The organism is Pseudomonas sp. CFBP13528 (assembly GCF_005233615.1).
Lineage (GTDB): Bacteria > Pseudomonadota > Gammaproteobacteria > Pseudomonadales > Pseudomonadaceae > Aquipseudomonas > Aquipseudomonas fluorescens_AM.
Genome location: NZ_QGAJ01000011.1, coordinates 53,717 through 76,809 on the forward strand (window position 1 = coordinate 53,717; position 23,093 = coordinate 76,809).

At 60.6% G+C, this 23,093-nt stretch carries 21 protein-coding genes; 8 read left to right on the top strand and 13 right to left on the bottom strand.

Annotated elements, in window-relative coordinates:
• Positions 1–139 precede the first annotated feature (139 nt).
• Both PspCFBP13528_RS19240 and PspCFBP13528_RS19245 read left to right on the top strand, forming a co-directional pair.
• Positions 140–376, top strand: coding sequence for a DUF3820 family protein (locus PspCFBP13528_RS19240; protein ID WP_065887770.1), 237 nt, complete (start codon positions 140–142; stop codon positions 374–376).
• Between the two features lie 19 nt (positions 377–395).
• Positions 396–1,571: an aminotransferase class V-fold PLP-dependent enzyme gene (locus PspCFBP13528_RS19245; RefSeq protein ID WP_137201265.1), complete on the top strand. Its 1,176-nt coding sequence runs from the start codon at positions 396–398 to the stop codon at positions 1,569–1,571.
• Positions 1,572–1,771: 200 nt separating this feature from the next.
• Here PspCFBP13528_RS19245 and PspCFBP13528_RS19250 read toward each other — a convergent pair whose 3' ends face one another.
• From PspCFBP13528_RS19250 to zwf, 3 genes are read right to left on the bottom strand one after another with little or no spacing between them, the layout of a single operon-like run.
• Positions 1,772–2,437: a bifunctional 4-hydroxy-2-oxoglutarate aldolase/2-dehydro-3-deoxy-phosphogluconate aldolase gene (locus PspCFBP13528_RS19250; protein ID WP_065949399.1), complete on the bottom strand. Its 666-nt coding sequence runs from the start codon at positions 2,435–2,437 to the stop codon at positions 1,772–1,774.
• 17 nt (positions 2,438–2,454) lie between these two features.
• Positions 2,455–3,168, bottom strand: a complete 714-nt coding sequence (gene pgl / locus PspCFBP13528_RS19255; RefSeq protein WP_101219964.1) for a 6-phosphogluconolactonase — start codon at positions 3,166–3,168, stop codon at positions 2,455–2,457.
• A complete protein-coding gene (gene zwf / locus PspCFBP13528_RS19260; RefSeq protein ID WP_065949397.1) occupies positions 3,155–4,621 on the bottom strand; it encodes a glucose-6-phosphate dehydrogenase in 1,467 nt (488 codons plus the stop codon). The genes pgl and zwf overlap by 14 nt, the downstream gene beginning before the upstream one ends.
• 220 nt (positions 4,622–4,841) lie before the next feature.
• On the opposite strand from zwf, the gene PspCFBP13528_RS19265 reads away from it, so the two are divergent.
• Complete coding sequence (locus PspCFBP13528_RS19265) at positions 4,842–5,702, top strand: MurR/RpiR family transcriptional regulator (RefSeq protein WP_170039859.1); 861 nt, start codon at positions 4,842–4,844, stop codon at positions 5,700–5,702.
• A gap of 121 nt (positions 5,703–5,823) precedes the next feature.
• On the opposite strand, the gene PspCFBP13528_RS19270 is transcribed toward PspCFBP13528_RS19265, so the two are convergent.
• From PspCFBP13528_RS19270 to PspCFBP13528_RS19315, 10 genes are all read right to left on the bottom strand, one after another.
• On the bottom strand, positions 5,824–6,669 hold the full coding sequence (locus PspCFBP13528_RS19270; RefSeq protein WP_065949396.1) for a D-hexose-6-phosphate mutarotase: 846 nt from the start codon (positions 6,667–6,669) through the stop codon (positions 5,824–5,826).
• A 100-nt stretch (positions 6,670–6,769) separates the two neighbouring features.
• On the bottom strand, positions 6,770–8,116 hold the full coding sequence (locus PspCFBP13528_RS19275) for a carbohydrate porin (RefSeq protein WP_065949395.1): 1,347 nt from the start codon (positions 8,114–8,116) through the stop codon (positions 6,770–6,772).
• A gap of 85 nt (positions 8,117–8,201) precedes the next feature.
• Entirely contained in the window at positions 8,202–9,362 is a 1,161-nt protein-coding gene (locus PspCFBP13528_RS19280) for an ABC transporter ATP-binding protein (protein WP_065949394.1), read from the bottom strand.
• A gap of 2 nt (positions 9,363–9,364) precedes the next feature.
• Positions 9,365–10,210, bottom strand: coding sequence for a carbohydrate ABC transporter permease (locus tag PspCFBP13528_RS19285; RefSeq protein ID WP_065949393.1), 846 nt, complete (start codon positions 10,208–10,210; stop codon positions 9,365–9,367).
• Positions 10,203–11,111: a sugar ABC transporter permease gene (locus tag PspCFBP13528_RS19290; protein ID WP_065949392.1), complete on the bottom strand. Its 909-nt coding sequence runs from the start codon at positions 11,109–11,111 to the stop codon at positions 10,203–10,205. The genes PspCFBP13528_RS19285 and PspCFBP13528_RS19290 overlap by 8 nt, the downstream gene beginning before the upstream one ends.
• Before the next feature lie 99 nt (positions 11,112–11,210).
• Positions 11,211–12,497: an ABC transporter substrate-binding protein gene (locus PspCFBP13528_RS19295; RefSeq protein ID WP_065949391.1), complete on the bottom strand. Its 1,287-nt coding sequence runs from the start codon at positions 12,495–12,497 to the stop codon at positions 11,211–11,213.
• Between the two features lie 104 nt (positions 12,498–12,601).
• Positions 12,602–13,861 (bottom strand): AGE family epimerase/isomerase, encoded by a 1,260-nt coding sequence (locus PspCFBP13528_RS19300; protein ID WP_137201266.1) that lies wholly within the window; start codon positions 13,859–13,861, stop codon positions 12,602–12,604.
• A gap of 265 nt (positions 13,862–14,126) precedes the next feature.
• The gene (locus PspCFBP13528_RS19305; protein ID WP_137201267.1) at positions 14,127–14,951 is read right to left on the bottom strand and encodes an ATPase; all 825 of its coding nucleotides are present in this window, start codon (positions 14,949–14,951) and stop codon (positions 14,127–14,129) included.
• Positions 14,952–15,078: 127 nt separating this feature from the next.
• Positions 15,079–16,077 carry an NAD-dependent epimerase/dehydratase family protein gene (locus tag PspCFBP13528_RS19310; protein ID WP_065949388.1) on the bottom strand — a complete coding sequence of 333 codons (999 nt, stop codon included), beginning with the start codon at positions 16,075–16,077 and terminating at the stop codon, positions 15,079–15,081.
• A gap of 97 nt (positions 16,078–16,174) precedes the next feature.
• A complete protein-coding gene (locus PspCFBP13528_RS19315; RefSeq protein ID WP_137201268.1) occupies positions 16,175–17,071 on the bottom strand; it encodes a LysR family transcriptional regulator ArgP in 897 nt (298 codons plus the stop codon).
• A gap of 97 nt (positions 17,072–17,168) precedes the next feature.
• Here PspCFBP13528_RS19315 and PspCFBP13528_RS19320 point away from each other — a divergent pair, with 97 nt between their 5' ends.
• From PspCFBP13528_RS19320 to PspCFBP13528_RS19340, 5 genes are all read left to right on the top strand, one after another.
• The gene (locus PspCFBP13528_RS19320; RefSeq protein ID WP_065949386.1) at positions 17,169–17,570 is read left to right on the top strand and encodes an ACT domain-containing protein; all 402 of its coding nucleotides are present in this window, start codon (positions 17,169–17,171) and stop codon (positions 17,568–17,570) included.
• A gap of 5 nt (positions 17,571–17,575) precedes the next feature.
• Positions 17,576–18,178, top strand: coding sequence for a LysE/ArgO family amino acid transporter (locus PspCFBP13528_RS19325; RefSeq protein WP_065949385.1), 603 nt, complete (start codon positions 17,576–17,578; stop codon positions 18,176–18,178).
• A gap of 177 nt (positions 18,179–18,355) precedes the next feature.
• Positions 18,356–18,952 carry a Fe-Mn family superoxide dismutase gene (locus PspCFBP13528_RS19330; protein ID WP_065949384.1) on the top strand — a complete coding sequence of 199 codons (597 nt, stop codon included), beginning with the start codon at positions 18,356–18,358 and terminating at the stop codon, positions 18,950–18,952.
• Between the two features lie 547 nt (positions 18,953–19,499).
• Positions 19,500–21,551 carry a GGDEF domain-containing phosphodiesterase gene (locus tag PspCFBP13528_RS19335; protein ID WP_065949382.1) on the top strand — a complete coding sequence of 684 codons (2,052 nt, stop codon included), beginning with the start codon at positions 19,500–19,502 and terminating at the stop codon, positions 21,549–21,551.
• Positions 21,552–21,678: 127 nt separating this feature from the next.
• Positions 21,679–23,019: an imelysin family protein gene (locus PspCFBP13528_RS19340; RefSeq protein WP_101219960.1), complete on the top strand. Its 1,341-nt coding sequence runs from the start codon at positions 21,679–21,681 to the stop codon at positions 23,017–23,019.
• The last annotated feature ends 74 nt before the right edge of the window (positions 23,020–23,093 follow it).

A 23,093-nucleotide genomic window follows, 5' to 3' on the forward strand; every position in this document is an offset into this window, starting at 1 on the left:
AAAAATTACTTTTGTCTTATAATTCAATACTTTAAGAATAATTGAACCATCTGTATGTATGTTATTTGCATGATCTGTCATTTGGCCTTCATGCAGAATGCCTGTATTTTCGAAGACCCCGCCTTCACGGCTCAACACCATGAACCCCGAAAAACTCGAATTGCTGATTACCCGCCAAATGCCTTTTGGCAAATACAAAGGCCGGATCATCGCCGACCTGCCCGGCCCTTATCTGAACTGGTTCGCTCGCGAGGGATTTCCCCACGGGGAACTGGGCGGCTTGCTGGCACTGATGCAGGAAATCGACCACAACGGCCTGGCCGAATTGCTCGAACCGTTGCGCGTCAAACACGGTAAACCCGCCCCTCGCCACTAATTTAACCGAGAGCCACGCCATGCCAAGGAATGCGAACAACGAACCTCACTGGCAGGCCATCGCCCAGCGCTACGAACTGGAGCCGGGCCCGATCAATCTGGAAAACGGCTACTTTGGGCGCATGAGCCGTGCAGTCCAGGCGCAGTACCTGGAACACGTGGCGTTTATCAACCGGAGCAACTCGGTGTATGTGCGTCAGCGCTTCGAACAAGGGGAAAATATCGAGATTCGCCGCCAACTGGCCGCGTTGATCAATGCAGACCCCGACTCGGTGGCCTTCACCCGCAACGCCACCGAAGCCTTGCAGTCGCTGATCCGCAACTACAACCGCCTGCAACCGGGCGATCAGGTGCTGATCAGTGATCTGGAGTACGACACGGTCAAAGGTGCGATGCGCTGGCTGGCCGGTGTGCGCGGTGTCGAAGTGATCGAAATCTCCCATACACACCCGGCCAGTTTCGACAGCCTGTTGCAGACTTATCGCGATACCTTCAATCAATACCCGCGCCTGAAGTTGATGGCGCTGACCCATGTCACCCACCGTACCGGCCTGGTCATGCCGGTGGCGGCGATTGCCAGGGCCGCGCGCGAACAAGGGGTCGACGTGATCCTCGACGGCGCCCACGCCCTGGGCCAGATCGATTTCAACCTTGCCGAGCTGGGCATTCAGTTCGCCGGTTTCAACCTGCACAAATGGATCGGCGCGCCGCTGACCCTGGGCTTTCTCTACATTGCCCCCGAACGCCTGCCGGATATCGACCCGGACATGGGCGAATTCCACTACCCCGCCACGGATGTGCGGGCACGTACGTCCTACAGCACACCGAACTTTCCGGCGTTGATGAGCTTGCCAATGGTGCTTGAAGAGCATCGGCAACTGGGTGGTGCGGCGGCCAAAGGCGCACGGGTCAACTATCTGCGGGACCTGTGGGTGAGCCAGGTGCGCGCGTTGCCGGGGATTGAGGTGCTGACGCCGGATGACCCGAGGCTGTATTGCGCGATTACTGCGTTCAAGTTCATTGGGCGCGATCAGCAGGTGATGGTCGACAGATTGCTCAAGGAGTATGACGTGTTCACCACGACCCGCTCAGGGGCGGCGTTTGGCACCTGTATTCGTGTGACGCCGGGGTTGGTGACTACCGCTGCGGACATCGATAGGTTGGTCCACGCAATTACCCGACTAAACGCAGATTAAAATGTGGGAGGGGGCTTGCCCCCGATAGCAGTGGTTCAGTCAATACACTGGGTGACTGATACACCGCCATCGGGGGCAAGCCCCCTCCCACATTGTTTTTGTGGTGATCTTGATTTCTACAGGCAAAAAAAAGCGGTACACCGACCAAGTGCACCGCAAAAATGCCGTTAAGCACAGCAACAACGATTCGATAAATCAGATCAATCCAGCAGCGCCAGCGCCTCAGCGGTGACTTCCTGGATGCGTGCCCAGTCGCCGTTCCTGACCCACTCGGGATCAAGCATCCAGCTACCGCCCACGCACATCACGTTTTTCAACGCCATGTAGCTTTTGATGTTAGCCGGGCCGACGCCACCGGTCGGGCAGAATTTCACTTCACCGAACGGGCCACCCAAGGCCTTGATCGCAGCCACACCGCCGCTGACCTCGGCTGGGAACAACTTGAAGCGGCGATAACCCAGGCCATAGCCTTCCATGATGCCGGAGGCATTGCTGATGCCGGGCAGCAGCGGGATCGGGCTGTGCACCGAGGCTTCCAGCAAGTCGCGGGTGATGCCGGGGGTGACGATAAATTGCGAGCCGGCCACTTCGGCCGCTTCGAGCATATGACGGTCCAGCACAGTGCCGGCACCGGTGCACAGTTCAGGGCGCTGCTCGCGCAGCACCTGAATGGCCTTGAGGCCGAACTCGGAACGCAGGGTCACTTCCAATGCGGTCAGGCCACCGGCTGCCAGGGCATCGGCCAGCGGCAGGATGTCCTGTTCGCGGGCGATGGTGATCACCGGCAGGATCCGCGCCTTGGCGCAGAGGCTGTCGATCAGGGCAACTTTATCCGCCATGGACACGGTCGGTTGAGGGCTTTTCATAGCGGCTGATCCTTGGCTCATGGGCACCAGTAAATCTCTAATGTAGGTTGCAAAAACGCGCGAATCGGCATGGCGGCGACGTCGTCACCCGCCAGCGCGGCGCTCAAGGTGGTCAATTTCGAGCTGCCGGAAATCGACAGCACGGTGTACTGGGCCGTCGCCAGCAATGCGCGACTCAGGGTCAGGCGCTGGTGCGGCACGGTCGGCGCCAGCATCGGCCAGCAACGGCGGGTACCGTCGGCCTGCAACGCTTGGGCAAGGTTCGGGCTGTTGGGAAACAGCGATGCGGTATGGCCGTCATCGCCCATGCCCAGCACCAGCACATCGATGGCCGGCAACTCGGCCAGCAGGCGATCGGCCTGCTCGGCGGCGTCTTCGAGGTTGGCGGCAGCGCTGTACAGGCTGAGAAACCTGGCCTCGGCCGCCGGGCCTTGCAACAGGTGCTGCTTGAGCAAGCCGGCATTGCTGTCGGCGTGCTCCACTGGCACCCAGCGCTCATCGGCCAGGGTGATGGTGACCTTGGACCAGTCCAGGACCTGCCTGGCCAGGTTCTGGAAGAACGCCACGGGGCTGCGGCCACCGGACACGACCAACGTCGCCTCACCACGGGCGCTGATGGCCGTGCGCAATTGTTCGGCCACGTCATTGGCCAGACCGTCCGCCAACAGCACGGGCGTGCGGTACTCATGGGCAGTGACGCCCTGAGGCAGTTTCAATTCAGATATCGCCATACCACGACCTCCCATCCCGCGTGATCAGTGCAATCGAGCTCATCGGCCCCCAGGAACCCGCCGCGTACGGCTTGGGCGCATCGCCGGATTTCTTCCACCCGGCGATCAACTGGTCACACCACTTCCACGCGGCTTCGATTTCATCTTTGCGAACAAACAGGTTCTGATTGCCGCGCATCACTTCCAACAGCAAGCGCTCGTAGGCATCGGGGATGCGTGCGCTGCGATAAGTGTCGGAAAAATTCAGTTGCAGCGGACCGCTGCGCAGTTGCATGCCCTTGTCCAGGCCCTGCTCCTTGGTCATCACGCGCAAGGAAATACCTTCGTCCGGCTGCAGGCGGATGATCAGCTTGTTGCTGATCTGCAAGCGCTGCTCGGGGGCGAAAATATAGTGGGACGGTTCCTTGAAGTGGATGACAATCTGCGACAGCTTTTGCGGCATGCGCTTGCCGGTACGCAGATAGAACGGCACCCCGGCCCAACGCCAGTTACGGATATCGGCGCGCAGGGCAACAAAGGTCTCGGTGTCGCTCTGGGTGTTGGAGTTCTCTTCTTCCAGGTAGCCCGGCACGGCTTTACCGGCGCTGTAGCCGGCGATGTACTGGCCGCGCACCACCTGGGTGGTCAGGCCTTCCGGGCTGATCGGCGCCAGGGCCTTGAGCACCTTGACCTTCTCGTCACGGATGCTGTCGGCGGACAGGTCGGCCGGCGGGTCCATGGCGATCAGGCACAGCAACTGCAGCAGGTGGTTCTGGATCATGTCGCGCAGTTGGCCGGCCTTGTCGAAGTAGCCCCAACGGCCTTCGATGCCGACCTGCTCGGCCACGGTGATTTCCACGTGGGAAATGTAGTTCTGGTTCCACTGGGTTTCGAACAGGCTGTTGGCGAAACGCAGGGCGATCAGGTTCTGCACCGTCTCTTTGCCCAGGTAGTGGTCAATGCGATAGGTGCGATTTTCCGGGAAAAACTGCGCCACGGCGTCGTTGACCTTGCGCGAGGATTCCAGGTCCGAACCAATCGGTTTTTCCAGCACCACGCGGGTGTTTTCCGCCAGGCCGACCTTGGACAGGTTCTCACAGATCGCGCCATACACGGCGGCCGGAGTGGCGAAGTAGGCGATCAGACGCTGTTCGCCACCGACCTTCTCGGCAAGGCCGACGTAGTCGTCGGCCTTCATGAAGTCGACATGCACATAAGCCAGGCGCGCCAGGAAACGCTGGGCCACGGCTTCGTCGAGTTCCTTGCCGACGTATTTGCGCAGTTCTTTTTCGATATGGGCCAGGTGCTGCTGCTCGGACCCGGCTTCGCGGGCCAAGGCCAGGATACGTGTGTCATCGTGCAGCAGGCCGGCACCATCGAGTTGATAGAGGGCAGGAAATAACTTGCGCAGCGCCAGATCACCCAAGGCGCCAAACAGGGCAAAGGTGCAGGGTTCTACGGTTATCGAAGGCATGATGTTTGTTCTTTTATCAAGTTAAGCTACAAATACCTTTTTTCAAGGCATCACTCAAGGAAAAATGTAGTAATAACCACAACATTTTCCGCCAATACGCATTGCGAGTGGTGGTGTTCGGCTACCCTCAGTAGGATAGGCCACCGCGAAATGCCACTCATCGATTGGTTACCGCCTTTTTATTTGCATCGTCGCCCGAAGGAAAGACTGAATGGACCGCGTGCGAAATCTTCTGGAACAGATCCGGAACCGCCTCGAAGAATTGAACAAGGCCGAGAAAAAAGTCGCCGAGGTCATCCTGCTCAACCCGCAGCAGGCCACCCGCTTCTCGATCGCCGCCCTTGCCCAGGCCGCCTCGGTCAGTGAACCGACGGTCAACCGTTTCTGCCGTTCGTTCGGTGTCAGCGGCTACCCTGAACTTAAATTGCAGCTGGCGCAAAGTCTGGCCAGTGGCGCAGCGTATGTCAGCCGCGCCGTGGAAGCCGATGATAACCCCGAGGCCTACACCCAGAAGATCTTTGGCAGCGCCATTGCATCCCTGGACAGCGCCTGCCAGGCCCTGGACCCGGCCCTGATCAGCAAGGCCGTGGATTTGTTGATCCAGGCGCGGCAGATCCACTTTTTCGGCCTGGGCGCCTCGGCGCCGGTGGCGATGGACGCGCTGCACAAATTCTTCCGTTTCAACCTGGCGGTGACCGCCCACGCCGACGTGCTGATGCAACGCATGATCGCCTCGGTCGCCCACACCGGTGAGTTGTTCGTGATCATTTCCTACACCGGGCGTACCCGTGAGTTGGTGGAAGTGGCGCGTATCGCGCGGGAAAACGGCGCGTCGGTGCTGGGGGTGACGGCCGAGAACTCACCGCTGGCCAAGGCCAGTACCGTGAGCCTGAACATTCCGCTGCCGGAAGACACCGATATCTACATGCCGATGACGTCGCGGATCATTCAGCTGACGGTCCTGGATGTGCTGGCGACCGGCATGACGTTGCGCCGTGGCGTGGATTTCCAGCCACACTTGCGCAAGATCAAAGAGAGCTTGAATGACAGCCGGTATCCGGTGGGGGATGAGTTCAACTAAGCCGGTAGGTGTGTGGGCTTCAACGGCCTCATCGGGGGCAAGCCCCCTCCCACGTTTTGATTTGTGAACCCATTCAAAAGTGGGAGGGGGCTTGCCCCCGATGAGGCCATCAGCCACACAGCTAGGCCCCAGCCCTGGCCTGCAAGCTCAAATGCGCCCGCTCCCCCGGCGCCAGGCTCGCACCGGCCATCGCCGACTCCACACACACAAACCCCGATGCCTCATTGAAACTGACACCCAGCAACGGCCGGCTGCCCGGATGCCACACCACCGTGTCGGCGCTGTCGCCGGTATCGATGCACAGTTCACGCTGCCAGGCATGGTCCTTGAGCTGCAATTCGCCCTCATGCTGGAACACCCGCTGGCATCCACCATCGACCCGCAACTCGCCTTCCTGCTGGCAAACCTGACGATTGAGCTGGTCATAACCCTGCGCGCCGTCAAGCCCAGACAGCGCTACCTCGTCAACGTGACCGATACGCCAATAAGCGTGCAACGCATGGCTCAACTGGCACGGCAGCTCGTCCTGATGCTCAGTGCTCAGGCGCAGTTCCAGGGTGTCGCCCAACTGCGCGTGCAGGTCCACCTGCCAGTCACACAACTGCAACTGCCAATGCAGACGCACGCCCTCGTCATCGGTACTGCTGTCGAGCAGTTTCCAGTCGATCAAGCGCGCCCAGCCGTGGGACGGCCACGCGTTTTCGCTGGGGTGACGGCCATACCAGGGCCAGCATACCGGCACGCCGCCGCGGATCGCGCCGACTTGCGGCCATTTGGCCGCACACCACAGCCAGGGTTTCTGGCCGGTGGGCTGAAAGTGCAGCAATTGCGCGCCTTGGCGACTGAATACCGCCTGGCACAGCGGGTGGTCGATCACCAACACATCGCGCATCTGAAAGCGCTCCCAGGCGAACACCGGACGCTCGCGCAGGGACTTGAAAAAGCGTTGCAGCGGTTGCTCATGCATGTGCACAGGTCCTGAATATCACGGTGCCACTCAAAAAAAAGCGGATAGCCATGGCTACCCGCAAAATGCGCACAGAGAGAAGGAGCTTATCGCAACAGCGTTAGAACGTAGACTGAATCTTCAGGCCCGCTACCAGCGCGTTGTCGACTTTGTCCACGCCACCTGGCTGGACAACGTATTGCAGGTTAGGACGCACGGTCAGCCAGTTGGTGACGTGGAAACCGTAGTTCAGTTCGACGTTGTACTCGGTCTCGCGAATCGGCGTGTACAGCGGATTGTCGTAGTCGCTGATGCCATTGGCGGCATTGAGCAGCTGCGAGTTCTTCTTCACGTCATCGTTGACGTGCAGGCGAGCGACGCCAATCCCGACGTCATCTTTTGGACGCGCGTCGAACGGGCCCTTGTACACCAGCATCAACGACTGGTAGTTGTCGACCAGGTTGGTTTCCTTGTCGTGGAAGGTCGCGTTGGCCGCGATGTTCAAGCCGCGCGAAGCGTCGCCGTTGTGGGTGGTGAGTTGCTGTTGGGCAACGAACCAGTAGCCTTTTTTGCTGCTGCGGGTACGCAAGTTTGCGCCAGTGAGGACCGCATCGTTGCCGTTGACGTCTTCACGTACATCCGGAGCATCGGCCGCGCTTTTGTAGTAACCCACGCGGTATTCGCCAGGCAGGTTGTTGACCTTCGGCGACCAGACCAATTCCACCGGAATCACGGTGCCTTTGGTACCACTGCCGCTGAGTTTGAAGCCGTTGCCGTGCTCCAGTTGCGACGGGTTCTGGTTATAGGCGCCGATTTGCGCATACAGCTCAGGCGTGATGTTGTACTTCACGCGGATGGCGGCCTGGGCGACCGGCCAGTTGTACCAGGTGTTTACGTAGTTACCGACCTGGGAGCCACAGAACGACAGGTTCTGGAAGTCGCACGGGAAGGTGTTGAAGTCTTCGCCTTCACCGAAGTAGCCGAGTTTCACGTCGAGTTTGTTGTCGAACATCTGGTGCTGAACCCAGAACTGGGTCAGGCGCACCATGTGGCCACGGCCATACACTTCCTGCGACGAGCTCAAGGTGCCGGCACGCGGGTCGCCAATACGGTCATTGGAGATGTTCTGGCCATTACGGTTGGTAAACTGGATCTTGGCCTGGGTGTTATCCCAGCCCCACAGCTTTTGCAGGTCCAGTGCCACACCCAGACCGAACTGGTCGGAGTAACGACCGGTCTTGTCGTCGTTGTAGCCACCGTGGGCGTTGTAGCCCATTTCCCCTACGTAATCGGCCTTGATGTCGATACCTTGCTCGATCAGCTTGGTACGCTCGCCGCCCCAATCGCCGGTCATCCACTTGGAATCGGCGCTGAACGCATCGGCCGCCATCGCATTGGCGGACAATACAAGGGCTGCTGCTGCTGACAGTTGGCAGAACAGCCGAGTGTTGTTGTGTTGCTTTTTCATCCCTACATCCTCGTCTTTATTGTTATTAAACTGTTTTTATCTAACGCGGGTTACATTTTTTAATTAAAACAATCAGTTATGTTGCTTAACGGCCCTTGAAGCGGGTTACGTTGCCGGCATGCCCCTGTGCCGGCGATGCAGCGGCGGTGCCCAATCGCTCACCGGTCTTGGCGTCGAACAGCAACACCTTGGCCGGGTCGAATTGCAGGGTCAGGGTCTCGCCTACCTGCGGTGCCACGTCCGGCGCCAAACGGCAGCAGACCTTGGTGTCGTTGAGCTGCACGAACACCAGGGTGTCCGGGCCGGTCGGCTCGGTCACCTGGACTTCGGCACGAATGCTCGACGCGCCGTTGCCCTCGCCCGCCGCCAGCACGATCTGCTCCGGCCGCAGGCCCAGGATCACGTCGCGGTCTTCCAGACCTGCGTCGTTCATGCCCAGCGCCAACTCGCAACGGGCCTGGCCGCTGTCGAGCACTGCCACCAGACCACCGTCCTGGCGTTTTAGGCGCATGGGAACGAAGTTCATCGGTGGTGAACCGATAAAGCTTGCCACAAATAGGTTGGCAGGGTCGTTGTAAATTTCTTTCGGCGTGCCGAATTGCTGGATGATCCCGTCCTTCATCACCGCCACTTTGTCGCCCAGGGTCATTGCTTCGATCTGGTCGTGGGTCACGTAGACGGTGGTGGTTTTCAGGCGCTGGTGCATCAGCTTCATTTCGGTGCGCATCTCGACGCGCAGCTTGGCGTCGAGGTTCGACAGCGGCTCGTCGAACAGGTAGATCTTCGGCCGACGCGCCAGCGCCCGGCCCATGGCCACGCGCTGTTGCTGGCCGCCGGACAGCTGGCCAGGCTTGCGGTTGAGCAGGTGCTCGATCTGCAGCAGCTTGGCCACGCGCGCCACTTCGGCGTCGATATCAGCCTGGGGCATCTTGCGAATCTTCAGGCCGAACTCGATGTTCTCGCGCACGCTCATGGTCGGGTACAGCGCGTAGGACTGGAACACCATGGCGATGTCACGGTCCTTGGGGCTCATGCCGCTCACATCCTGATCACCGATCATGATCGCGCCGCCGGAGATGGTCTCAAGGCCGGCGATGCAGTTCATCAAGGTGGACTTGCCGCAACCCGAAGGGCCGACCAGGATCAGGAACTCGCCTTCCTTGATCGACAGTTCGATGTTCTTCAAGGTGTCGGGCAGGCCGGCGCCATAGGTCTTGTTTACATTGCGAAGTTCAAGCGTAGCCATGATTACCCCTTGACCGCGCCGGCCGTGAGGCCGCGCACGAAATACTTGCCTGCGATCACATAGACCAGCAGGGTCGGCAGGCCGGCGATCATCGCCGCCGCCATATCCACGTTATATTCCTTGGCCCCGGTGCTGGTGTTGACCAGGTTGTTCAGCGCCACCGTGATGGGCTGGGAGTCGCCGCTGGAGAACACCACACCGAACAGGAAGTCGTTCCAGATCTGGGTGAACTGCCAGATCAGGCAGACCATGATGATCGGCGTCGACATCGGCAGAATGATCTGACGGAAGATGGTGAAGAACCCGGCGCCGTCCAGGCGGGCCGCCTTGATCAGCGCATCCGGAATGCTCACGTAGTAGTTACGGAAGAACAGTGTGGTGAACGCCAGGCCGTAGACCACATGCACAAATACGAGGCCGGTGGTGGTACTGGCCAGGCCCATCTTGCCGAGGGTAAACGAGGCCGGCAGCAGCACCGTCTGGAACGGCAGGAAGCAGCCGAACAGCAGCAGGCCGAAGAACAGCTGCGAACCACGGAAGCGCCAGAACGACAGCACGTAGCCGTTCAACGCGCCGATGGCCGTGGAGATCAGTACAGCCGGCACGGTGATCTTGATCGAGTTCCAGAAGTAGCCGTCCACGGTGTCCCAGGCCTTGACCCAGCCGATGCCGCTGACCACGGTCGGCCAGCTCAGCAGGTTGCCGGTGCTGATGTCTTCCGGGGTTTTGAAACTGGTGAGCAGCATCACCACCAGCGGCACCAGGTACAGCAGCACCGCGAGGATCAGCACCGCGTAGATCGCGATACGACTCAGGCTGATGGCAGGTTTAGCGGCGAGACTAGTCATTACGCTTGGTCCTCAGCTCGGAATACAGGTACGGCACAATGATCGCGAGGATCGCACCGAGCATCAGGATTGCACTGGCCGAGCCCATGCCCATCTGGCCGCGACTGAAGGTGAACGAGTACATGAACATTGCGGGCAGGTCGGACGAATAGCCCGGGCCGCCGGCCGTCATCGCCGCCACCAGGTCGAAGCTCTTGATCGCAATGTGCGCCAGGATCATCACCGCACTGAAGAACACCGGGCGCAGGCTTGGCAGCACCACGCTCCAGTAGATGCGCGGCAGGCTCGCGCCGTCGATCTGTGCGGCGCGGATGATCGACTGATCAACACCGCGCAAGCCGGCGAGGAACATCGCCATGATAAAGCCCGAGGCTTGCCACACAGCGGCGATTACCAGGCAGTACACCACGCGGTCGGGGTCGATCAGCCAGTCGAGACGGAAGCCTTCCCAGCCCCAGTCGCGCAATAATTTGTCCAGGCCCATGCCCGGGTTGAGCAGCCATTTCCACGCGGTACCGGTGACGATCATCGAGAGCGCCATCGGGTACAGGTAGATCGTGCGAATGAAACCTTCGCGGCGGATTTTCTGGTCGAGGAAAATCGCCAGCGTCACGCCGATCACCAAGGTGATACCGATGAACATGCCGCCGAACATTGCCAGGTTCTTGCTCGCCACCCACCAACGGTCGTTGTCGAACAACCGTTCGTATTGAGCCAGGCCCGCCCACTTGTAGCTGGGCAGGAACGTGGAGGTGGTGAACGACAGCACGAACGTCCACAGGATGTAGCCGTAAAAGCCCACCAGCACGATGAACATGCTCGGCGCCAGCACCAGTTTGGGGAGCCAGCGCTGCAGTGCATCGAACGGCGAGGCCTTGCTGAACACAGCAACAGAACTCATGGGAAAATCCAATAAAAGACTGAGGGCAGCTGCAAGCTGCAAGCGTCAAGACAACCGCGCCCGCTTGCAGCTTGCAGCTTGTAGCTTGCAGCTTGCAGCTTATTTGGCCGATTTGATCGCAGCGCCCAACTTCTTGGCGGTGTCGGCCGGGTCGGCTTTCGGGTCGTTGATGTAGTTGGTCACCACGTCAAAGAACGCACCTTGCACCGCCAGGGTGGTGGCCATGTTGTGCGCCATGCTTGGCTGCAGGCCACCGGTCTTGGCGTCGGCCAGGAAGTCCTTGGCGGCGGTCTGGGCGCAGGAGTCGAAGCCGAGCTTGTCCATTTCATTGAGCATGTCGGTACGAACCGGGATCGAGCCCTTGTTGATGCTGAAGACTTTCTGGAAGTTTTCACCCAGCACGACCTTGGCAATGTCCTGCTGACCGGCAGCGGTGCCTTTGTCTTTCTGCTTGAACACCGCCAGGGAGTCGATGTTGTAGGTGAAGGCCTTGTCGGTGCCCGGGAAGGCTACGCATTCGTAGTCCTTGCCAGCGACTTTCTTGGCGGCGGTCCATTCGGACTTGGCCCAGTCACCCATGATCTGCATGCCGGCCTTGCCGTTGATGACTTTACCGGCCTCCAGGTTCCAGTCCTGACCTTTGCCGTCAACGTCCATATAGGTCGCGACCTTTTTCAGCTCAGTCAGCGACTTGACCATTTCCGGGCCGGTCAGCGCAGCGTTATCCAGGTCGACCAGGGCTTTCTTGTAGCCATCGGCCCCCATCACCGAAAGCACCACCGCTTCGAACACGGTGCTGTCCTGCCAAGGCTGGCCGCCGTGAGCGAGCGCGATGAAACCCGCCGCTTTCAGCTTGTCGCCGGCGGCATAGAATTCTTCGAGGGTGGTCGGGTTCTTGGTGATGCCGGCTTTCTTGAAGACTTCCGGGTTGATCCACAGCCAGTTCACGCGATGGATGTTGACCGGAACGGCCACGTAGTCACCGTCGTACTTCACGGTGTCGGAGACTTTCTTGTCGAGCAGGGAGTCCCATTTTTCTTCTTTGGCGACGTCTTTGAGCACGTCGGTGTCGAGCAGGCCGGTGGACGCCCATTCCTGGATGTCGGGGCCTTTGATCTGGGCAACACCTGGCGGATTGCCGGCAACCGCGCGGCTTTTCAGTACGGTCATGGCAGTGGCGCCACCGCCACCTGCGACCGCACCGTCTTTCCAGGTGAAGCCGTCTTTCTCAACTTGGGCCTTCAGCACATCCACAGCCGCTTTTTCACCGCCCGAGGTCCACCAATGCACCACTTCAACCGTACCTTTGGAGTCGGCGGCAAATGCACTGAGGGGAAACAACGAGGCAATGGAAATAGCAACGGCGAGGCGATTAATCGCGTTCATCTGAGTACCTTTTCTTGTTGTTATGCATGCAAGTCTAGAGCTTGCGCTGCACGGAGTTTAAACAGGGATTTTCCCGACGCAGGTAACAAAGGGACGCACAAATGTCACCAGCTGGTGACATAACGTCCGCTGCCCAATGCGCTGGCCAGGCTGGGTGCCAAGGGTAACGCAGGCAGCAACACGGCTTGCCACGCATGGTACAGGTCCGGCTTGCCACCCCAGATCCTGTTGCTGGGTTGGTTATGCGGGCTGAGTTCGTGGTGCCAACTGCCGTGGCGTCGGTCGATGAAGTGGGTTTCGCAGAACTCCCAGAACCGCCGATACCAGGTTTCGTAATGCAACTGGCCGGTGCGCTTGAGCAGCGCCTGGGCAGCGGCGCTGGCTTCGGCATGGGTCCAGTGCAGGCGTTCGCGGACAACCGGGCGCTGGTTCCAGTCCAGGGTGTAGACAATGCCCAGCGCGCCATCCACGGCCCAGGCATAGTCACAGGCACTGGCAAACAGCCCTTGGGCATCGGTCACCAACCAGTCCGGTGTGACCAACCCGGCCTGCTCGCGCGCCGCTTCCAGGTGCAGTACCAGCCGTGCCCATTCGAAGCCATGGCCGGGGGTGATGCCATAGGGACGGAAACCGTCGGCCGGGTTGTCTTCGTTGTAACCGAGCAACGGATTCCACTGGGCGTCGAAGTGCTCGATCACCATGAAGCGGTTACCCGCGGCGTGGGCATGGATGACACGTTCGACGATACGCAATGCGCGATCCAGCCAGCGTGTGTCGCCCGTGACATCGGCGAGGGCGAGGAACGCTTCGGTGGCGTGCATGTTGCTGTTGGCACCGCGATAGGCTTCGACGCCGCTCCAGTCCCGGGCGAAGGATTCGAGCATCGCGCCCTCCTCCTCACTCCAGAAGAACTGGTCGATGATATGCACCGCATCGTTCAACAGGCTTTGCGCGCCGGGTACACCAGCCACCACGGCAGAGCTCGCGGCCAGGGCCACGAAGGCGTGCAGGTAAGCGGCCTTGCCGGTATTGCCATCGAGGGCATCAGGCGCGGCGAACCAGCCACCGTGTTCGCTATCGTGCAACGGGCCGCTCAGGGCCGCCACACCGTGCGCCACCCAATCAGCGTAGCCAGGCAAACCCATGGCGTGGGCCATGGCGAAGCTGTGAGTCATGCGGGCGGTGTTCATGGTTTCGGCGCGCGCGTCGGCCGGCAATTGGCCCTTGTCATCCAGATTGCCGAAGCCGTCCGGCAAGCGCGAAGCCTTGGCAAAGGTCAAAAGGCGCTGGCCTTCGGCCGCGAGCCAGGCGTGATGGGCAGGTGCGTTCAGCCAGCTGCTGGCAGGCAGCGGTTGCGTGGTCATGGGGGGCCCTTGTTGTTTTTTGTGGGGTGACCGGAGTCTAAACAAGGGCGTGGGAGTGGCAAGTAACGAAGGGGACAAGAAATGTCACCGGGCGGTGACAAAGCTGCGAGCAACCGCGATTTCCCTGACTGATACAGGTTCAAATGTGGGAGGGGGGCTTGCCCCCGATTGCGGTGTTTCAGTCACCACAATATTGACTGACTTACCGCTATCGGGGGCAAGCCCCCTCCCACATTTGGATCTCGTTCACAGCCCATAGCTCAGATCATTGACCCAGCGGTGTAGCCGTCGCCGGCGCATTGAGGCGCTGGTTCAGATTCTGCACCTGGCTCTGCAACGTCGTGATATTGCGCGTGGTCTGGATGCGGAATACGTCGAACTCCTTATTGGTCGGCGCATCCGTGGTGGCGGGCTGGTTTTCCTGCGCACTCTTGAGCACCAGCAGGTCCTGCTCGAGTCGGGCGATGGCGGCAGTCGGATTGCCCTGTTTCTTCAAGGCCGCCACATCAGCGGCCAGGTCCTTGATCTCGCCCTGTGCCGCCTTGAGCGTGGCGACGGCATCGGTCAGGGCCTGGACCTGGCCCTGTAAGCTGGCATTCGCACTCGTCAGTTCGGTGGTGCTGGCGCTCATCTGTGCCAGACGCTGGTCCAGCTCGGTGGCCTGGCCGGCTACGCCCACTTGTTGCTTGCCCTGCTCAAGCAACTGGGTTTCCAGCTGCTTGATCTGCACTTTCAGGGCTTCGCTGCCGTTGTTCACATTAGCCTCGCTGGCCACGACCTTGCCGGAAATATCCTGCAGGCGCCCCGCCGCTTCTTCGCTGATACGCGCAAAGCTTTCCTGGGTGGCGACCAATTGCTGGCCCATCAGGGAAATCTGCTGGAAGCTCCACCAGGCAAGGCCGGCAAAGGCGATCAGCAACGCGCCGACCATCGCCCACAACGGGCCGGTACTGGCCCTTTTAACCTGGACCACGGGCGTGGTGCGCGAGCGCACCGAAGTGGCGGCAGTCGGCACGAAATCATCATCGTCCCCCGGGTCTGCCCGCAGGCTCGGAACGTTGTCGAAATCGTCTTTAGCATCGTTACGCATGAATCTACCCTGAATCAATAAGATGGCTAGCTGGGAAGCCGAGCGGCGGGAGTATAAACCGTGCTCCCGGCGCATGGGTCGACATGAGGTCCGCCATTCGGTTCCCGATGTGTTGCGGGTTGTGAGCTTATGGGTGGCCCGGCGCCTGGGCCTTCCACCACAGGCAGAACTCGTCGAGGGCGCTCCACAGGCTGACCTTGGGCTCGTAATCGAGATAATGCCGCGCCCGGCTGATGTCGAGGGTGAAATCCTTGTTCATCACCTGCATGCCCAGGCGCGTCAACGACGGCTCCGGCCGCCCCGGCCAGAGCGCACAAAACGCTTCGTTCAATGCCGCCGCACTGTAGGACAAGCCATAGGAGCGATAGCGAGTCACCTGCGGCAGGTCCATTTGTCGCATCACATAGTTGACCACGTCCCACACCGGCACTGGCGTGCCGTTGCTGATGTTGTAGGCCCTGCCCAGTGCAGAACCGGGAGCCAGCAAGCTGCTGAGCAACGCCTCGTTGAGGTTGTGCACGCTGGTGAAGTCGACCTTGTTAAGGCCGTCACCCACGATGGCCAGGCGATTCTTGCGCTGCATCTTCAACAGGCGCGGGAAGATGCTCATGTCACCGGCGCCGGTGACGAAACGCGGGCGCAGGGCAAGTACTTGCAGACCGAATTCCTGGGCGCCGAACACCTTCTGCTCCGCCAGGTATTTGGTCGCGGCATAGGGATGCTTGAAGCGCTTGGGCACCTGCTCTTCGGTCAGCCCCAGGTGATCGCGCCCATCGAAATAGATGGAAGGCGACGACAGATGCACCAACCGCCCGACCCGCTGCTTGAGGCACGCTTCGACGACGTTCTCGGTGACCAGCACATTGCCTTGATGGAAATCCTGATACTTGCCCCACAGCCCGACCGCACCGGCACAGTGCACCACGGCCTCGACGTCACGGCACAGGTTGCGCACCAGGTCGGCATCGTTCAGATCACCCTGGATAAACTCGGCACCACGTCGTACCAGATGTTCGACACCCTCGGCCCGTCGTCCGTTGACCCGCACGTCCAGGCCCTGCTCCAGGGCGAAACGCGCAAAGCGCCCGCCGATGAAGCCGCTTGCGCCGGTGACCAGAATTTTCATGGTGTCTCCTACAGATACAGCTGCAAGCCTCAAGCTATAAGCTGCAAGTTAAATACGGGCGCAAGCTGTTCTCTTGCCGCTTGCAGCTTGACGCTTGTCACTGCTGATAGGGCACCAACCATTGCCCACAGACCCGGGCCAGATGCTCGGTCAACAGGCCCAACAGGCGCCCGCCACTGCGCCAATGATGCCAGTACAGCGGCACATCGATGGGCTTATCTGGCAGTAATTCGACCAGCAGGCCTTTTTCCAGCGGGTCGCGCACCTGCAATTCAGGCACCAGGCCCCAGCCGAGGCCGGCTTCCATCAGGCGGATGAAGCCTTCGGATGACGGGCATAAATGATGCTCGAAACCGCCGGTTACCCCGAGAGAAGCCAGGTAACGGTGTTGCAGGAAATCATCCGGCCCGAACACCAGCGCCGGCGTACCGGCCAATTGGTCGGCCTGTACCCCGGCCGGGAAGTGCCGCGCGATAAACGCGGGGCTGGCGAATGCGCGGTAACGCATGGCGCCAAGTGCCAGGCTGCGGGCGCCGGCAACCGGACGCTCGCTGGCGCAGATACAGGCTGCCACTTCACCGGCACGCATGCGTTTGAGGCCCACGGTCTGGTCTTCCACCACCAGGTCCAGCAGCAGGTGCTGTTCGCCGCAGAAATCGCTGACCGCCAACGCCCACCAGGTGGCGAGGCTGTCGGCATTCAGCGCAATGCGCAAGCGCTCGGGCATGCCCTCTTCGTCCAACGCCGGCACCTGGCTTTGCAGGTCGCGCTCCAGCAGACGCACCTGTTGCACATGGTTGAGCAAGCGTCGGCCAATATCGGTGGGGGTCGGCGGCGTCGCCCGTACCAATACCGGCTGGCCGACGCGTGCCTCCAGCAACTTGATGCGCTGGGACACAGCCGACTGCGACAGCCCGAGCACCTGTGCGCCGCGTTCGAAGCCGGCCTGCTCCACCACGACGGCCAACGCGGAAAGCAATTTATAGTCGAACATCAGTTTTCCTAATGAGCGATCAGCAATATTGGTTTTTCTTATACAGCCTGCACCCTGAGAATAGCCAGCATCGCAACTCTTTATAAAGGAACCTCCCATGGCTGGCGAAACCGCCCTGGCAACCCTGCTGCGCAGCATGAGCCCCCACCTCAATGAGGGTGACTACGTATTCTGCACCCTGCCCGATCATCGTATCCCTGCCGGTTGCGAAGTGATCGCCAGCGTGCGCGAGCAGGAAGGCCTGACCCTGATACTCGAACGCCAGCAGGCGCAACAGGCCGGGCTGGCCTTTGACTACGTCGCCGCGTGGATCACCTTGAATGTGCACTCGGCGCTCGAAGCCGTGGGCCTGACCGCCGCCTTCGCCAGTGCGCTGGGCCAGGCCGGTATCAGTTGCAACGTGATTGCCGGCTATTACCACGATCACCTGTTCGTCGGCCGTGCCGATGCCCAGCGTGCCATGCAGGTGTTGCAACAACTGGCAGCGAACGCGGAGTAACCCCTATGTGGCAAAGTTATGTGAACGGGCTGTTGGTAGCCCTCGGCCTGATCATGGCCATCGGTAGCCAGAATGCCTTTGTCCTGGCACAAAGCCTGCGCCGTGAACACCATCTGCCCGTGGCGGCGCTGTGTGTCGTGTGCGATGCCCTGCTGGTGGCTGCCGGGGTGTTCGGCCTGGCGACGGTGCTGGCGCAAAGCCCGGTGCTGCTGGCGGTTGCACGCTGGGGTGGAGCGGCTTTCCTGATCTGGTACGGGGCGTGCGCGCTGCGCCGGGCCTGTTCGACACAGAGCCTGGACCAGGCAGACAACCTCAAGGTGCGCTCACTGCGCGCGGTGCTGCTGAGCGCCTTGGCCGTCACACTGCTCAACCCTCACGTGTACCTGGACACTGTGTTGCTGATTGGCTCACTCGGTGCCCAGCAAACCGAGCCAGGTGCCTATGTGGCCGGTGCCGCCAGCGCATCGCTGCTGTGGTTCGCCACCCTGGCGCTCGGCGCGGCGTGGCTGGCACCCTGGCTGGCGCGCCCGGCCACCTGGCGCCTGCTGGACCTGTTGGTGGCCGTGATGATGTTCAGCGTGGCCTACCAATTGATCAGCGCGCCATGAACTTATTCCAAAAGGCTCTGGAACCTCTATCCCACACAGTTGTTGCGTGGTTTTGCCGCACCCCCGGTGCTATGATCCCGAACTTGCGCCGCAAAGAGTACAGACTCGCCGGCGCTTGTTTGGCCGCCCGTGATCGGCCTTGCGCTCACCGCAACTGACCTGATTAGGAGAATCATCATGGCTTTCGAATTGCCGCCGCTGCCCTACGCACACGATGCCCTGCAGCCGCACATCTCCAAGGAAACCCTGGAGTATCACCACGACAAGCACCACAACACCTATGTCGTGAACCTGAACAACCTGGTGCCAGGCACCGAGTTCGAAGGCAAGACCCTGGAAGAAATCGTCAAGTCTTCGTCGGGTGGCATCTTCAACAACGCCGCTCAGGTCTGGAACCACACCTTCTACTGGAACTGCCTGGCGCCAAACGCCGGCGGCCAACCCACCGGTGCATTGGCTGAAGCCATCAACGCTGCATTCGGTTCGTTCGACAAGTTCAAGGAAGAATTCAGCAAGACGTCCATCGGCACCTTCGGTTCCGGTTGGGGCTGGCTGGTGAAGAAGGCTGACGGTTCCCTGGCCCTGGCCAGTACCATCGGCGCCGGCAACCCGCTGACCAACGGCGACACCCCGCTGCTGACCTGCGATGTCTGGGAACACGCCTACTACATCGACTACCGCAACGTGCGCCCCAAGTATGTGGAAGCGTTCTGGAACCTGGTCAACTGGAAGTTCGTGGCTGAGCAGTTCGAAGGTAAAACCTTCACTGCCTAAGCAATGCTTGCAGTAGAAAAAGCCCGGCGATTGCCGGGCTTTTTCATGGGCGCTCACAAGCAGCACGCTAGCTGGAACCGTGGAACTCGCAGAAAGGAATGTGCCACGCAGTGAGTGAGAGGAATAACCCTTTCGCGCTCTTCTGGAGAAAAAAGATGGAAGCAATCGGACAAGCAGGTGGGCAGATGGCGATGCAACTCATCAGCGGCCTTATGAAAGGTCTCGCCGGTGGTGGGGGTGGCGGCGGTGGCGATGAGGGGGGCGCCGCAAGTGCGCCAAGCCGCCCCGGTGAGGACAACATGCCGCCACCGCCGCCAAAGGTTGATTTTTCAGTCAGCTGACCAATGCACTGATGCCAGACAACCGTTGGCATTCAGCACAATAATCGAACAGCCAGACGGCGGAGCGCATCCGCCGTCTTTATGTTTTTTGCTTCTGGCCAGGCTCGAAGACGCCCGCCGCTCCAATGTTCCTTTGACTGCCCTCCCCAGATTGCCAATACTCATGGCATATTGAAGGCCACCCGCATGAGACAAGGAATGCCCCTTTGAAGCTGGAACTCAAAAACAGCTTGTCGGTGAAGTTGCTACGGGTTGCCTTGCTCTCGGCATTGATCGTGGGCGTGGCACTGAGCGTGGCGCAGATCGTTTTCGATGCCTACAAGACGCGCCAGGCCGTAGCCGGTGACGCCCAACGTATCCTCGACATGTTTCGCGACCCTTCGACCCAGGCTGTCTACAGCCTGGACCGCGAAATGGGCATGCAGGTGATCGAAGGCCTGTTTCAGGATGACGCCGTACGCGTCGCCTCCATCGGTCACCCCAACGAAACCATGCTCGCGGAAAAAAGCCGCGCCTTGCAGCCGTCCGCCAGCCGCTGGTTGACCGACCTGATTCTTGGGCAGGAACGCACCTTTACCACCGCACTGGTGGGCAAGGGCCCCTACAGCGAGTATTACGGCGACCTGAGTATCACCCTCGACACCGCCACCTACGGCGAAGGCTTTCTGGTCAGTTCAGTGATCATCTTTATTTCCGGGGTGCTGCGCGCCCTGGCCATGGGGCTGGTGCTGTACCTGGTGTATCACTGGCTGCTGACCAAACCGCTGTCGCGCATTATCGAGCACCTGACCTCGATCAACCCGGACCGGCCCAGCGAGCACAAGATCCCGCAGCTCAAGGGTCATGAGCGCAACGAGTTGGGGCTGTGGATAAATACCGCCAACCAGTTGCTCGAATCCATCGAACGCAACACCCACCTGCGCCACGAGGCCGAGTCCAGCCTGTTGCGCATGGCCCAGTACGATTTTCTTACCGGCCTGCCGAACCGCCAGAAGTTGCAGGAGCAATTGGACAGGATCCTGACCGATGCCGGCCGGCGCCAGCGTCGCGTGGCGGTGTTGTGCGTGGGGCTGGACGACTTCAAGAGCGTCAACGAGCAGTTCACCTATCAGAATGGCGACAAACTGCTGCTGGCCCTGGCCGATCGTTTGCGCGCCCACAGCGGTCGCCTGGGCGCGCTCGCCCGCCTGGGTGGCGACCAGTTCGCCCTGGTGCAAGCCGATATCGAACAGCCCTACGAAGCCGCCGAGTTGGCGCAAAGTATCCTGGATGACCTGGAAGCGGAGTTTGCCCTCGATCAGGACCAGATTCGCCTGCGCGCCACCATCGGCATCACCCTGTTCCCGGAAGACGGCGACAGCACGGAGAAACTGCTGCAAAAAGCCGAACAGACCATGACCCTGGCCAAAAGCCGCTCGCGCAATCGCTATCAGTTCTACATCGCCAGCGTCGACAGCGAAATGCGTCGGCGCCGCGAGCTGGAGAAAGACCTGCGCGAGGCGTTGAGCCGCGACCAGTTTCACCTGGTGTATCAACCCCAGATCAGTTATCGCGACCACCGCGTGGTCGGTGTAGAAGCATTGATTCGCTGGCAGCACCCGGAACACGGCCTGGTGCCACCGGACCTGTTCATCCCGTTGGCGGAACAGAACGGCACCATCATTCCCATCGGCGAATGGGTACTGGATCAGGCGTGCCGCCAATTGCGCGAATGGCATGACCTGGGCTTCACCGAATTGCGCATGGCGGTCAACCTGTCCACGGTGCAACTGCACCACACCGAGTTGCCGCGGGTGGTCAACAACCTGATGCAGATCTACCGCCTGCCGCCGCGCAGCCTGGAACTGGAAGTCACCGAAACGGGCCTGATGGAAGACATCAGCACCGCCGCCCAGCACCTGTTGAGCCTGCGCCGCTCGGGCGCGCTGATCGCCATCGATGACTTCGGCACCGGTTACTCATCCCTCAGCTACCTTAAAAGCCTGCCGCTGGACAAGATCAAGATCGACAAGAGCTTCGTCCAGGATCTGCTGGACGACGACGACGATGCGACCATCGTCCGCGCGATTATCCAACTGGGCAAAAGCCTGGGCATGCAGGTGATTGCCGAGGGCGTGGAGACCGCCGAGCAAGAGGCCTACATCATCTCCGAGGGTTGCCATGAAGGCCAGGGTTACCACTACAGCAAACCGCTGCAGGCCCGGGAGTTGGCGGCTTACTTGAAGCAATCGGAACGCGATAACGCGGCGATTCTTTGAGCGGGCAGAACGATACCAAATATTTCCCGCGTATAAGCCTTTACACAAAATGCAAATCTTTCGCATTATGTCGCAGCTTTTGCGCCCCCGCGCGCGCCCTATCAACAACCGAAGCAGGATGTTCGCCATGATTCGTATGCCCCTGGCCACCGCCAGTCTGCTGGCCATTGCTATTTCTCTCGCCGGTTGCGGCGAAGGTAAAGACAAGGCCGCCGCGCCTCAGGCGCCTGCCGCTGCCAGCACTACCGCTCCAGCGGCTGCCGCGCCTGCAGGCCAGGTCGACGAGGCGGCCGCCAAGGCCGTGGTCGCGCATTACGCCGACATGGTGTTTGCGGTGTACAGCGACGCCGAGTCCACCGCAAAAACCCTGCAGACCGCTATCGACACCTTTTTGGCCAACCCGAACGACGACACGCTCAAGGCCGCCCGTACCGCCTGGATCGCCGCGCGCGTACCTTACCTGCAGAGTGAAGTGTTCCGCTTCGGCAACACCATCATCGACGATTGGGAAGGTCAGGTGAACGCCTGGCCCCTGGACGAGGGGCTGATCGACTACGTCGACAAATCCTATGAACACGCACTGGGCAATCCGGGCGCCAACGCCAATATCATCGCCAACAACGAAATCCAGGTCGGCGAAGATAAGGTCGACGTCAAGGAGATCACCCCGGAAAAACTCGCCAGCCTCAATGAGCTGGGCGGCTCCGAAGCGAACGTCGCCACCGGCTATCACGCCATCGAATTCCTGCTCTGGGGCCAGGACCTCAACGGCACCGGCCCAGGCGCGGGCAACCGTCCGGCCTCGGACTACATGACCGGTGACGGTGCAACCGGCGGCCATAACGAGCGTCGTCGTACCTACCTGCGCGCCGTGACCCAACTGCTGGTCAGCGACCTGCAGGAAATGGTCGGCAACTGGAAGCCCAACGTCGAAGACAACTACCGCGCCACCCTGGAGTCGGAGCCGGCTACCGACGGCCTGCGCAAGATGCTGTTCGGCATGGGCAGCCTGTCGCTTGGCGAGCTGGCCGGCGAACGCATGAAGGTGTCCCTGGAAGCCAACTCGCCGGAAGACGAGCAGGACTGCTTCAGCGACAACACCCACTACTCGCATTTCTATGACGCCAAAGGCATCCGCAACGTCTACCTGGGCGAGTACACCCGCGTCGACGGCAACAAGCTGACCGGCCCGAGCCTCTCGTCCCTGGTCGCCAAAGCCGACCCGGCAGCCGATGCAGCCCTCAAGGCTGACCTGGCGGCGACCGAAGCGAAGATCCAGGTGATGGTCGACCACGCCAATAAGGGCGAGCACTATGACCAGTTGATCGCAGCCGGTAACGATGCGGGTAACCAGATCGTACGTGACGCCATCGCTGCGCTGGTCAAGCAGACCGGTTCGATCGAAGCCGCGGCGGGCAAACTGGGCATCAGCGACCTGAACCCGGACAGCGCCGATCACGAGTTCTGATCCGTACTGTGCTGAAAAAGGCGACCTTCGGGTCGCCTTTTTCATACCTGCTTCAAGCACCGCAGACCCCCTGT

Bases quoted from the DNA above. Each gene is read 5' to 3' on its own strand.
- PspCFBP13528_RS19315 (WP_137201268.1), bottom strand. From the start codon at position 17,071: ATGTTCGACTATAAATTGCTTTCCGCGTTGGCCGTCGTGGTGGAGCAG.
- zwf (WP_065949397.1), bottom strand. From the start codon at position 4,621: ATGCCTTCGATAACCGTAGAACCCTGCACCTTTGCCCTGTTTGGCGCC.
- PspCFBP13528_RS19285 (WP_065949393.1), bottom strand. From the start codon at position 10,210: ATGACTAGTCTCGCCGCTAAACCTGCCATCAGCCTGAGTCGTATCGCG.
- PspCFBP13528_RS19245 (WP_137201265.1), top strand. From the start codon at position 396: ATGCCAAGGAATGCGAACAACGAACCTCACTGGCAGGCCATCGCCCAG.
- PspCFBP13528_RS19240 (WP_065887770.1), top strand. From the start codon at position 140: ATGAACCCCGAAAAACTCGAATTGCTGATTACCCGCCAAATGCCTTTT.
- PspCFBP13528_RS19250 (WP_065949399.1), bottom strand. From the start codon at position 2,437: ATGAAAAGCCCTCAACCGACCGTGTCCATGGCGGATAAAGTTGCCCTG.
- PspCFBP13528_RS19310 (WP_065949388.1), bottom strand. From the start codon at position 16,077: ATGAAAATTCTGGTCACCGGCGCAAGCGGCTTCATCGGCGGGCGCTTT.
- PspCFBP13528_RS19280 (WP_065949394.1), bottom strand. From the start codon at position 9,362: ATGGCTACGCTTGAACTTCGCAATGTAAACAAGACCTATGGCGCCGGC.
- PspCFBP13528_RS19320 (WP_065949386.1), top strand. From the start codon at position 17,169: ATGGCTGGCGAAACCGCCCTGGCAACCCTGCTGCGCAGCATGAGCCCC.
- PspCFBP13528_RS19270 (WP_065949396.1), bottom strand. From the start codon at position 6,669: ATGCATGAGCAACCGCTGCAACGCTTTTTCAAGTCCCTGCGCGAGCGT.
- PspCFBP13528_RS19295 (WP_065949391.1), bottom strand. From the start codon at position 12,497: ATGAACGCGATTAATCGCCTCGCCGTTGCTATTTCCATTGCCTCGTTG.
- pgl (WP_101219964.1), bottom strand. From the start codon at position 3,168: ATGGCGATATCTGAATTGAAACTGCCTCAGGGCGTCACTGCCCATGAG.
- PspCFBP13528_RS19340 (WP_101219960.1), top strand. From the start codon at position 21,679: ATGATTCGTATGCCCCTGGCCACCGCCAGTCTGCTGGCCATTGCTATT.
- PspCFBP13528_RS19300 (WP_137201266.1), bottom strand. From the start codon at position 13,861: ATGACCACGCAACCGCTGCCTGCCAGCAGCTGGCTGAACGCACCTGCC.
- PspCFBP13528_RS19325 (WP_065949385.1), top strand. From the start codon at position 17,576: ATGTGGCAAAGTTATGTGAACGGGCTGTTGGTAGCCCTCGGCCTGATC.
- PspCFBP13528_RS19305 (WP_137201267.1), bottom strand. From the start codon at position 14,951: ATGCGTAACGATGCTAAAGACGATTTCGACAACGTTCCGAGCCTGCGG.
- PspCFBP13528_RS19330 (WP_065949384.1), top strand. From the start codon at position 18,356: ATGGCTTTCGAATTGCCGCCGCTGCCCTACGCACACGATGCCCTGCAG.
- PspCFBP13528_RS19275 (WP_065949395.1), bottom strand. From the start codon at position 8,116: ATGAAAAAGCAACACAACAACACTCGGCTGTTCTGCCAACTGTCAGCA.
- PspCFBP13528_RS19290 (WP_065949392.1), bottom strand. From the start codon at position 11,111: ATGAGTTCTGTTGCTGTGTTCAGCAAGGCCTCGCCGTTCGATGCACTG.